We start from the raw sequence: 9955 nt of genomic DNA, 5'->3' as shown, positions 1-9955 counted from the left end.
ATTAGCTCCGGTTTCCCGGGGTTATCCCGGACTTTCAGGCAGGTTGCCCACGTGTTACTCACCCGTCCGCCGCTCGTTCCACAGGTTTCACCCCGGAGGGATCTACCTGCTTCCCGCGCTCGACTTGCATGTATTAGGCACGCCGCCAGCGTTCGTCCTGAGCCAGGATCAAACTCTCCAATAAAAAAGTTTGATGCTGCACTGTGTTTCTTATCTGTAATGACCGAAAAACAGTCATTTGAATTGACAGACGCTTGACTTTCATTCAATTTTCAAAGGGCAGATGTCAGCGCCGCTTAATTAGCGACTTAATTATAGTATCATTTAATGAAAACAAAGTCAACAACTAAATGTGAATGTTCATTAAAATGCCCGCCTCTCTCGATGGCGCATCTAATAATTTAACACGCAGGGAGGGTACGGTCAATCCCTTTCTTAAAAAAATTTAATGTTCCCCTCATTTTTGCCGCTTTTCCCCGTAAACCTTTATCTGCACTGCTCTTTTTCCCCATCCTATGGAGTGTCTTTCTTTTTCGTGTACAGAGATGAATGGTTCAGCGATCTGTTCCGTCATATCTTGTCCCAAAAGGAATATAGTTAGGACAGGACCACCTGAGGAAAGGAGACGAATGCGTTGGCCAGAAAAGTTTGGATACTCACAAGCCGCCGCATGTATACGTACATTTTGGCAATCATCGCTTTGTGCACCATCATCACAGGGGTATGGATGAACCGTTCCGTGCTGCCTGTTTTCTCTACGGAGGAAGGACCCTCTGCTTTCTATCGGGCGGACATAGATGAGAAAAAAACCGCCTTGACGTTCAACATCAGCTGGGGGGAGGACCGGGCTCTTCCTATTCTTGATACATTGAAAGAAAAAGAAGTAGAAGCAGCGTTTTTTGTTTCAGGAGCATGGGCGGAGCGTCACCCGGACATCATGGAACGGATGATGGAAGACGGTCACACGATCGGCAGCCACGGCTACAGGTATGAACATTATCCGAACATGGATAAAGACGAAATCATACGCGATCTGAATTTAAGTCATAAAAAAATCAATGACGTTACCGGTATCGATGTTGAGTATTTCCGGCCGCCGCATGGTGATTTCACCCCTTCTGTACTGGAAACCATCTCGACATTCGGGTATACAACGGTGCACTGGAGTGTTGGGGGAAATGACTGGGAAAATCCGGGGGTGAATCAGATCGTATCAGATGTAACGGGAGCAATGCAGCCGGGTGACGTTATCATGCTCCACGCTTCCGATTCCGCGGAGCAGACCGGCGAAGCGCTGCCTGAGATTATTGAAGATGTCCGGGAAAAAGGATATACGTTTGCTTCTCTTGATGAACTTATTTCCCAGGCGGAAACAGACGTGGAGGAGCTGGCTTCACCTTGAGGCAGCGGCCCGTGCGCTCCTCCTCATCAAACGTTTGTTTAATTGGAAGCTTTCTTTCTTCCGTCTCCTGTTAATCGGTGCAAAAGAAGCAGCTGCCATGTGTTAGCGGCCAGAAGCGGAGTGACATAAATCCAGAGCCACTTCGTATCGTTCACAACATCCACCGTTAACGCCGGAACCCACTCAATCGTCGTCACAACAAACATAAAAAACAGTGCCGGCATGAATGTTTCTTTGTTCGTTTCCCGCTGTTTCCAGTAAGCTGTCAGTAGGCAGTACGCGAGAAGAAGCAGCGGCATCACCATATAACCGGCGAGAGTTTCTCCTTCGTCGGCAAATGAAATGTACCGCAGATAAATCAAGTCAAACAGTACAAAGAGCACCAGCACCACCTGGATACGGTTCCAAAGTTTCACGGATTTAAATACCCCTAAAGCAAACCGCTGCAGGGTAAGATAGGCAAAATACCCCATCTGCGCGACCAGACTGATCGCAGCACTTACACCAAACATCCACAGCAATCCGAAGAAGAAATTGAGAAAACCGCCGCCGAAGTATGTATCTGTATCAAGCAGGACCCCAATAACAGCACCACTTGAGGCGCCGATCAGCAGCGTGGAAAAAAACAGATAAACGAGTTTTCGTGTATTCAACGCTATCGCGCTCCTCTATAGAAATGAATCATTTCCGTACTGATTTTACCAATCCATACAGCAAAAAGCTACACACCCTCCTATCCATGCATAATTTTTTCACATCTGAGCATGTTAAGCAAAACACCAGTGCATTCATGTAATGGAAAGGAGCGTGAATCCATGCCGGTACTGTTGAAAAAAATCACCTTGTCTTTATTTCTTTTCTTACTACTTGCCGGCTGCGCCCAGGCAGCGGAAGAGCAAGGAAGCGCCAAATACGAAGAAACCAAAAAGATGCTCGTTGATTTATTGAAGTCTGATGAAGGCAAACAGGCAATCAGCGATATCATGAGTGAAGAAAAGATGCGGGAAAAAATCGTCATGGACCAGGAGGTTCTCAAAAAAACAGTGGAGAATACGTTAACCGCTGAAAAAGGAAAATCCTTCTGGCAGGAAATGCTGAAAGATCCGAAGTTCTCCAAAACGTTTGCCGAGAGCATGCAGAAAAACAACGAAAAAATGCTGAAAAAATTAATGAAGGATCCGGAATATCAACAGATGATGATGGATGTGATGAAAGATCCGGAGATGAAAAAAGCAATGCTGGAATTAATGAAAAGCAAAGAATACCGGCAGCAGGTGATGACAATCATGAGTGAGGCGATGGAAAGCCCACGGTTTAAAACAAAAATCACCAACATTCTGGATAAAGTAGCGGAAAAGCAGATGAGCAAGGGCGGCAGTCAAGGCGGCGGTTCTTCTTCCGGCGGCGGAGGGGGCGGCTGATACATTCAACATCAGCAGGGAGCCCGCCGATTGGGCAACGAACCGGAGCTGAAAAGAACCACCTCGAACAACGGTTGTTCAAGGTGGTTCTTTTTACTTACCGATCTTTTCCATGATACGGCTTGTAATCTCATTGTAGATTTCTCCAATGGGATGATCGGATTCATATACAGACGGGGCGAAGTCTTCTTTTTCCATATCGGGCTGGCCGAGCGGGATCCGGCCGAACATTTCGGTTTTCAGCTCTTCGGTCAGACGATCGCCGCCGCCCTGGCCGAAAATGTACTCGCGTTCCCCGGTTTTTTTACTTTCAAAGTAGGCCATGTTTTCGATGACACCGAGAATCTGGTGGTTCGTCTTAATCGCCATCGCGCCAGCTCTGGCTGCGACAAACGCAGCGGTCGCGTGCGGCGTCGTCACGACCAGTTCTTTACATTCGGGCAGCATGGTGTGCACATCGAGCGCGACGTCCCCGGTTCCCGGCGGCAGGTCGAGAATCAGGTAGTCGAGATCTCCCCACTCGACCTCATTGAAGAAATTATTCAGCATTTTACCGAGCATCGGCCCTCTCCAGACGACAGGGGCGTTATCTTCCACGAAAAAGCCCATAGAAATCACTTTGACTCCAAAGCGTTCCACCGGATAAATCGTTTCCCCCTGCACCGTCGGACGGTCTTCAATACCCATCATGTCCGGAACACTGAAGCCATAGATATCTGCATCAATAATACCGACTCTCTTACCGGCTTTGGCAAGCGACGTTGCGATATTGACAGAGACGGTGGATTTGCCGACTCCGCCCTTACCGCTTGTTACGGCTATAAACTCGACTGGATTGTTTTCGGAGAGGAGGGAAGGATTTTCTTCATCTTCTTCTTCCGCTCCGCCCCCCATTTCTCTGACTTCTTCATCCGACAACGTATCAAAACGCAGGCCGACCGATTCGGCACCTGCTTCTTTTACAATCTGCACAATGTTCTGCTGCACCTGCATCTGTTCGGCTGTGCCGGTTTTGGCAAGTGCGATTTTCAGGCTGACGTTGTCTTCTTTTATCTTTATTTCCCGGACGCCTCCGGTTTCCACGATGCTTTTATGAAGATCCGGGTCCTGGATTTTCTCGAGAGCTTCGCGGATTTGTTCTTCGGTTAACAAATCGGACACCTTCCTTTACAACGCTGTATGCTTCCTCCTACAGCATACCGTCTTTACGGCACCTTTTTCAAACGTTTGCAACTACAGAGCTTCAGGTTCTTCTCCTCCGTAGTACCGAAGAATTCCGCGGTAAATCGAAAACGCGACCTTATTTTGATGTTCCTTTGTCCCAAGACGCTGCCCTTCCGCCGGGTGGGACAGAAAACCGGCCTCCACGAGTACACCGGGAATGTCCGCTTCGTTTAACAAAAAGACTTCTTTTATCCCTTTCGCTTTACGGGTTGTCCGCTCGAGTTCTTCTCTCATCTCTCCCTGAATAAGCCGTGCTATTTTTTCATTTTCAGGAACTCCCGGTTGAAAAAACGTCTGTGCCCCGCTCCAGCGGCTGGAAGGTACCGCGTTTAAATGAAGGGTGAGGAATAAATCCCCGCCGCTTTTGTTTACAATATCCAGACGTTTATGGAGATCTTCTGTTTTACGGCGGCTGTACCCTTTCACGTCGTGAGCAGCCAGATCATAATCGCCTTCCCGTGTCATCAATACAAGCGCCCCGGCTTCCTGCAGATAATCGCGCAGCATAAAGCTGATGGAAAGAGCAACATCCTTTTCAAGCGTCCCGTCTTGTGTGGATGCGCCGCCATCCACGCCACCGTGCCCCGGATCCAGAATAATCACTTTCCCCGATAACGGCGTCTGCCACGATGTTACCGCCTGTGGCATCATCCAACTCTGTATAAGCCATCCCGACGCTGCTAATACTATGAACAGAATGGCAATACCAAGCCATTTTTTCATAAAACGCCCGCTCCTTTATGGTTCACCCAGCTTGTCTCATGTATATGAAGGAGCGGGCCTAATATGACGCTCTGTCACCGTTTTCGATAATCCAGCGGCTGCCGGCGCACCCCTGTCTCGAGGCCGCGTTTCCACCAATACACAATAAAGGAGTCGACCGCTTCTTTCATTTCTTTAAGGTAACAGCCCGGGTCATCTTCCACCCAGCACTGCATAAATTCATACAATTCCCCGGCGATCTCCCCGACTGCTGCGGCAGCCTGCACTTGAAAGGTGAAAGGAAGCGCCCTGCCTTCTACATACCGGCTGTATTTTCCGCCGGAAAGAAACGATTCCAGCGCAAGATCCACGCAGGCTTCCTCCAGAAAAGTATACGGAAACTGAAACCGGTGGAATACCGGCGTAAACACTTTTTCCGCTGTGCTTTTTACTTCCTGCACATCAAGGTCCTGCAGCAGGCGCTTTTCTTCTTTCCACTCCTTTTTGATGCGGTGCGGCTCCAGTGATATGACAATCCCCATCTGACCTCTCCCCCTTCACGATGTAGTATGTGATGGATGGGCGCTGCCATACTAACGGTATATGCCAGTTCTGTGCGGAGGCGTCCCGCGCGGTTATGTTGACGTTTCCGTGCTGATTCCTGGATGAAAAAGGAATCATGAATGGCTTATATTGACGAAAGGATAAGAACTGAAGGGCAAAAACCTAACGATGACTCAGGCATACTTATGTTTTCTTCCCGGGGAATGTGGAAAACGTAAGCATGAACGTTCTTACGTGACGTTTTCACCGTTGTTCATGGTCCAAAAGAAGTGTATATGTATGCTGCGGTCCCGGCACCAATACAAAAACCCCCCACTCGTAAAGAGCAGAGGGGTCTTGAAACCCTTGATATAAGAGGAATTTTAACGCTTCGAGAACTGCGGAGAACGGCGTGCGGATTTGAGGCCGTACTTTTTCCGTTCTTTCATTCTGGAATCGCGTGTCAGGTAGCCGGCGTCTTTCAGCGGCTTGCGGAAATCAGGATCCACGTCCAAGAGAGCGCGCGAAAGACCGTGGCGGATAGCGCCCGCCTGACCGGTGAAGCCGCCGCCGTCGACGTTGACTTTCAGGTCATATTGTCCTTCTGTGCCGGTTTCTGCAAGCGGCTGCTTTACGACAAGCTTCAGTGTTTCCAGGTCAAAATAATCGTCAATGTTTCTGTCATTAATGGTGATGTTGCCGTCGCCTGGTTCAACAAAGACACGGGCTACGGAATTTTTACGGCGTCCGGTGCCGTAATATTGCACTTGTGCCAAATCAATACCCTCCCTTTTGTATTATCCGCGAAGTTCGTACTTCTGCGGCTGCTGTGCTTCGTGTTTATGCTCGGAACCTGCGTAGACGTGAAGCTTTTTCGCCTGCTGACGGCCGAGAGATCCTTTTGGAAGCATTCCTTTCACGGCCAGTTCAAGCATACGCTCCGGCTTGTTCTGACGCATTTCCATCGCACGGGTTTGTTTCAGTCCGCCCGGATACTGGCTGTGACTGTAGTAATACTTGTCCTCCAGCTTGCTTCCGGTAAGCTTAATGCCCGATGCATTAATTAAAATAATATTGTCACCTGTGTCGATATGCGGTGTGTACTGCGGCTTGTGCTTTCCGCGGAGAAGTGACGCTACTTCACTGGCAAGGCGGCCGAGTGTTTCGCCTTCTGCGTCAATCACGTACCACTTTCGTTCTACTTCGCCAGGCTTCGCCATGTAAGTTGTACGCATTGTTTTCCCTCCTGATCCTGTATCATGTGTACGTTTCGTCTATTTGGTTGCACTCATCTTCTTCGTTTTCATTTCGATCCCGGGGCTAGTGGGATTTGAAATGCCAAACTATATCATATAATATCGGCATGTTAATGTCAATGCCTGCAACGCACGGATTCGTTGTTTTTATGTTCTATTATTCATAACGGACTTCCACCAGGTACAACGCGTGGCCCGGCGCGGTGTTTCCGGCGGATTCCCGGTTCTTTGCTTCCACGACGGCGGGCATGTCTTCCGGCCGGCGCAGGCCTTTTCCGACCTCAAGCAGCGTACCTGCCATAATCCGCACCATATTGTACAAAAAGCCGCTTCCGCGGAAGGTAAAATGGAGCTCATCGCCGTCCTCTTCCACCGTTATCTCATGAACCGTGCGGACCATATCCGTCACGTCCGTCCGGGATGAGCAGAATGATGAAAAGTCATGCGTGCCTGTAAGATACGGCGCGGCCTGTTTCATATCCTCCACGCGGACCGGATATGGATAAAAATAAACATAATGCCGCCTGAAAATGTCTCTTTCCTTCGTGAGATGAACCCGGTAGCGGTATGTTTTCTCCACAGCATCAAAACGGGCGTGAAAAGAAGAATCGACGAACGACGTCTCCATGACCTGAACGTCGGGTGCAAGCAGCTGGTTCAGCGCTTTCGGCCATCTATCCTCCGGAACAGCAAGTGTCGTATCAAAATGGATCACCTGGCCGAGCGCATGAACCGAAGAATCCGTTCTGCCCGAAGATACGACCGGCGTGTGCTCTCCTTTATGAATCCTGGTGAGCGCCCGCTCCATCTCCTGCTGCACGGTACGTTTACCGGGTTGCACCTGCCATCCTGAAAAGTGCGTCCCGTCATAACAGATGACTGCTTTTACTCTCTGCATGACCATCTCTCCTTATTTTCCGAACAGTATCAAAAAAACACCAAGTACTGCTGTGAACATACAGGCCATTGTATCACGCCATCCCCATACCAGCTTCCTGAGCTTCGTACGGCTTGTGCCGCTGTTATAGCCTCTTGCCTCCATCGCAAGCGCCAGATCTTCCGCGCGCTTAAAGGCCCGCATAAAGAGTGGAACAAGAAGTGCTGTGAAAGCCTGTGCACGCTTTTTTAACGATCCTTGATGAAACGATGCCCCTCTCGACATCTGGGCCTTCACAATCTTCTCTGTTTCCTGCAGAAGAGTGGGAATAAATCGTATAGCAATGGACATCATCATGGCAATGTCGTGTGCCGGCAGGCCAAACCGCTGGAACGGACGAAACAGCTGCTCCAGAGCATCGGTTAAATCCATCGGATTGGTCGTCAGTGTCAAAAGCGACGTGATAAAGACAAGCAGAAGAAGTCTCAGTGCAATAAACAGCCCTTCTTCCACTCCGCCACCATGTAGGGTGAAACCCCAGACACTTATCCACGCCTCTCCTTCGCTCGTAAACAGAGCATGAAGTAAAAATGTAAACAACACCAACAGCAAAACCGGAAGCATTCCTTTGCGCATATAACGAAGTGATACTCCGGAGATGATAAATGCAGCAACGGCGGTGCTCCAGAGTACGCCGTACCCAAACCAGGTGTCCACCATAAAAACCGTACATATAAACAGAAATACGGTCACCAGCTTCGCACGTGCATCCATCCGGTGTAAAAAAGAATGACCGGGAAGATACTGGCCGACAATAACGTGTTCAAACATCTTTCTCCCTCCCCGGTTGATACCTGCTCATCTCTTCCACCGCTTCTGCGGGAGTGAGGGATAGCGAAGAAAACGTGATACCGGTTTGTGCTTCGATTTGTTTTAACACTTTCGCCTGTTCCGGAAGATCCAGATCCAGTTCCTTAAGCTCTGCTTCCCTTTTGTATATCTCTTCCGGGCTGCCTTCCATGTATATCGTTCCGTTCTCCATCACAATTACATGGTCCGCCAGAGCCGCTGCTTCTTCCATTTGATGCGTAATCATGATAATCGTCGTCCCGCGCTTTTGCTGCCAGTCCTGAAACAGATGTATCATGTCCTGCCGCCCCTCTGGATCAAGGCCGGCTGTAGGTTCATCCAATATAAGCAGCGACGGTTCCATCGCAAGCACACCGGCTATTGCCGTTCTGCGCATCTGTCCGCCGCTTAACTCAAACGGTGAACGAGGCAGAAACGACGCATCCAGACCGACTTTTTCAAGAAGGCCGGGGAGCATCGGCTGTATATCGGTGCTTGCGTATCCCAGATTAAGCGGGCCGAACATGATATCCTTTTCCACTGTTTGTTCAAACAGCTGATGTTCCGGATATTGAAATACCATTCCGACATGCTTTCGCAGAGCGCTTATTTCTTTTCGTTTCATTTTTGAATGGATGCGGTGTCCGCCGACAAACGCCTGCCCCGAGGTAGGTTTTAAAAGACCGTTCAGGTGCTGGACGAGTGTGGATTTTCCGGACCCTGTCCTGCCGATCACAGCCGTGACGGAGCCATCCGGCACCTCGAGGGAAATGTCCCGTAATGCAAGGGTCTCAAACGGGGTTTTGGGCATGTATATGTGATTTAGCTGCTGTACCAACACTCTCATTGCCCTGCCTCCCGGACAGCCTGAATCCACAGCGGGTCCAAGTGCTGTGCCTCCTGTGCCTGCTTCAAAAGGGCATAGGAATAAGGAAGAGGCATATTCAGCTTCTCAAACCATTCCGGATGCTGCAGGATGTAGGACGCGCTGCGGTCATACAGCAGACGCCCTTTTTCCATATACCACACTCTGTCTGCCTCCATCGCTTCGTGCAGACTGTGTGTAATGGACAGTACGGTCATCCCTTCTTCTTTATGAAGGTGCCGCACCATCTCCATGACTGCTTTCCGTCCGGCCGGATCGAGCATGGAGGTCGCTTCATCCAGAATCATGATATCCGGCTGCAGCACCAGCACTCCCGCAATCGCCGCGCGCTGTTTCTGACCGCCGGAAAGCCGGTGCGGTTCTATATCCAGAAGATGACTGGTCCCTGTCTGTTCTGCCACCTTCTGAATCCGCTGTTTCATCTCGGCTCTTTCCACGCCCGCGTTTTCCATCCCAAATGCTATATCATCCCGCACCGTGGGAGCTGTGAATTGATGATCCGGGTTCTGAAAGACCATCCCGACGCGCCGGCGTATGCCGGACAACGCAGCATCATCTTTGGTGGAGGCTCCGTGAACATAGACTCCGCCGCTTGACGGAAGGAGAAGCCCGTTACACAAACGGGCCAATGTGGACTTTCCGGAACCGTTCGGCCCAATGACGGCCGTCCATTCCCCGTCCTTCACTTCGACATCCAAATCCGCTGCTGCCGGTTCATCCTTTTCGTTATAATAGTAATAAACTTGTTTAAATTGAATAACTGTCATTTGAACCCCTCGCTGCTTTCGTTATCAC

General features: G+C 49.8%; 12 protein-coding genes and 1 rRNA gene. 2 read left to right on the top strand and 11 right to left on the bottom strand.

Annotated features, from left to right (window positions below):
* Positions 1 to 184 (bottom strand): 16S ribosomal RNA (locus BM124_RS14765); the annotation flags it as partial.
* A gap of 450 nt (positions 185 to 634) precedes the next feature.
* Here BM124_RS14765 and pdaB point away from each other — a divergent pair.
* A complete protein-coding gene (gene pdaB, locus BM124_RS14760; RefSeq protein ID WP_093338661.1) occupies positions 635 to 1402 on the top strand; it encodes a polysaccharide deacetylase family sporulation protein PdaB in 768 nt (255 codons plus the stop codon).
* 38 nt (positions 1403 to 1440) lie between these two features.
* Here pdaB and BM124_RS14755 read toward each other — a convergent pair whose 3' ends face one another.
* Positions 1441 to 2055: a KinB-signaling pathway activation protein gene (locus BM124_RS14755; RefSeq protein ID WP_093338660.1), complete on the bottom strand. Its 615-nt coding sequence runs from the start codon at positions 2053 to 2055 to the stop codon at positions 1441 to 1443.
* Positions 2056 to 2217: 162 nt separating this feature from the next.
* Between BM124_RS14755 and gerD the strand changes: the two genes are divergently transcribed.
* A complete protein-coding gene (gerD, locus tag BM124_RS14750; protein WP_093338659.1) occupies positions 2218 to 2823 on the top strand; it encodes a spore germination lipoprotein GerD in 606 nt (201 codons plus the stop codon).
* Positions 2824 to 2916: 93 nt separating this feature from the next.
* Here gerD and BM124_RS14745 read toward each other — a convergent pair whose 3' ends face one another.
* The 9 genes from BM124_RS14745 to BM124_RS14705 all read right to left on the bottom strand — a co-directional run bounded on the left by BM124_RS14745 (position 2917) and on the right by BM124_RS14705 (position 9927).
* Complete coding sequence (locus BM124_RS14745) at positions 2917 to 3975, bottom strand: Mrp/NBP35 family ATP-binding protein (RefSeq protein WP_093338664.1); 1059 nt, start codon at positions 3973 to 3975, stop codon at positions 2917 to 2919.
* 81 nt (positions 3976 to 4056) lie between these two features.
* On the bottom strand, positions 4057 to 4770 hold the full coding sequence (gene cwlD / locus BM124_RS14740) for an N-acetylmuramoyl-L-alanine amidase CwlD (RefSeq protein WP_093338657.1): 714 nt from the start codon (positions 4768 to 4770) through the stop codon (positions 4057 to 4059).
* A 74-nt stretch (positions 4771 to 4844) separates the two neighbouring features.
* Positions 4845 to 5291: a DUF2521 family protein gene (locus BM124_RS14735; RefSeq protein WP_093338656.1), complete on the bottom strand. Its 447-nt coding sequence runs from the start codon at positions 5289 to 5291 to the stop codon at positions 4845 to 4847.
* A gap of 384 nt (positions 5292 to 5675) precedes the next feature.
* Positions 5676 to 6068, bottom strand: a complete 393-nt coding sequence (rpsI, locus tag BM124_RS14730; RefSeq protein ID WP_093338655.1) for a 30S ribosomal protein S9 — start codon at positions 6066 to 6068, stop codon at positions 5676 to 5678.
* 21 nt (positions 6069 to 6089) lie between these two features.
* Positions 6090 to 6527, bottom strand: a complete 438-nt coding sequence (gene rplM, locus BM124_RS14725; RefSeq protein WP_093338653.1) for a 50S ribosomal protein L13 — start codon at positions 6525 to 6527, stop codon at positions 6090 to 6092.
* Between the two features lie 178 nt (positions 6528 to 6705).
* Positions 6706 to 7446, bottom strand: a complete 741-nt coding sequence (truA, locus tag BM124_RS14720; RefSeq protein ID WP_093338651.1) for a tRNA pseudouridine(38-40) synthase TruA — start codon at positions 7444 to 7446, stop codon at positions 6706 to 6708.
* A 12-nt stretch (positions 7447 to 7458) separates the two neighbouring features.
* On the bottom strand, positions 7459 to 8256 hold the full coding sequence (locus BM124_RS14715; RefSeq protein WP_093338650.1) for an energy-coupling factor transporter transmembrane component T family protein: 798 nt from the start codon (positions 8254 to 8256) through the stop codon (positions 7459 to 7461).
* Complete coding sequence (locus BM124_RS14710) at positions 8249 to 9121, bottom strand: energy-coupling factor transporter ATPase (protein ID WP_093338648.1); 873 nt, start codon at positions 9119 to 9121, stop codon at positions 8249 to 8251. Before BM124_RS14710 ends, BM124_RS14715 begins: the two co-directional genes overlap by 8 nt.
* Complete coding sequence (locus BM124_RS14705) at positions 9118 to 9927, bottom strand: energy-coupling factor transporter ATPase (RefSeq protein ID WP_093338647.1); 810 nt, start codon at positions 9925 to 9927, stop codon at positions 9118 to 9120. Before BM124_RS14705 ends, BM124_RS14710 begins: the two co-directional genes overlap by 4 nt.
* Positions 9928 to 9955: the final 28 nt, after the last annotated feature.

This window comes from Salibacterium halotolerans (assembly GCF_900115625.1).
GTDB classification, from domain to species: Bacteria; Bacillota; Bacilli; order Bacillales; family Marinococcaceae; genus Salibacterium; species Salibacterium halotolerans.
The sequence above is the reverse complement of the archived record's forward strand: the minus strand, read 5'-3'. Positions and strand labels throughout refer to the sequence as shown.

What these genes read in the sequence shown, in the direction of transcription:
- BM124_RS14715 (WP_093338650.1), bottom strand. Translation starts at nt 8,256, where the DNA reads ATGTTTGAACACGTTATTGTCGGCCAGTATCTTCCCGGTCATTCTTTT.
- cwlD (WP_093338657.1), bottom strand. Translation starts at nt 4,770, where the DNA reads ATGAAAAAATGGCTTGGTATTGCCATTCTGTTCATAGTATTAGCAGCG.
- gerD (WP_093338659.1), top strand. Translation starts at nt 2,218, where the DNA reads ATGCCGGTACTGTTGAAAAAAATCACCTTGTCTTTATTTCTTTTCTTA.
- BM124_RS14705 (WP_093338647.1), bottom strand. Translation starts at nt 9,927, where the DNA reads ATGACAGTTATTCAATTTAAACAAGTTTATTACTATTATAACGAAAAG.
- truA (WP_093338651.1), bottom strand. Translation starts at nt 7,446, where the DNA reads ATGCAGAGAGTAAAAGCAGTCATCTGTTATGACGGGACGCACTTTTCA.
- BM124_RS14710 (WP_093338648.1), bottom strand. Translation starts at nt 9,121, where the DNA reads ATGAGAGTGTTGGTACAGCAGCTAAATCACATATACATGCCCAAAACC.
- BM124_RS14735 (WP_093338656.1), bottom strand. Translation starts at nt 5,291, where the DNA reads ATGGGGATTGTCATATCACTGGAGCCGCACCGCATCAAAAAGGAGTGG.
- rplM (WP_093338653.1), bottom strand. Translation starts at nt 6,527, where the DNA reads ATGCGTACAACTTACATGGCGAAGCCTGGCGAAGTAGAACGAAAGTGG.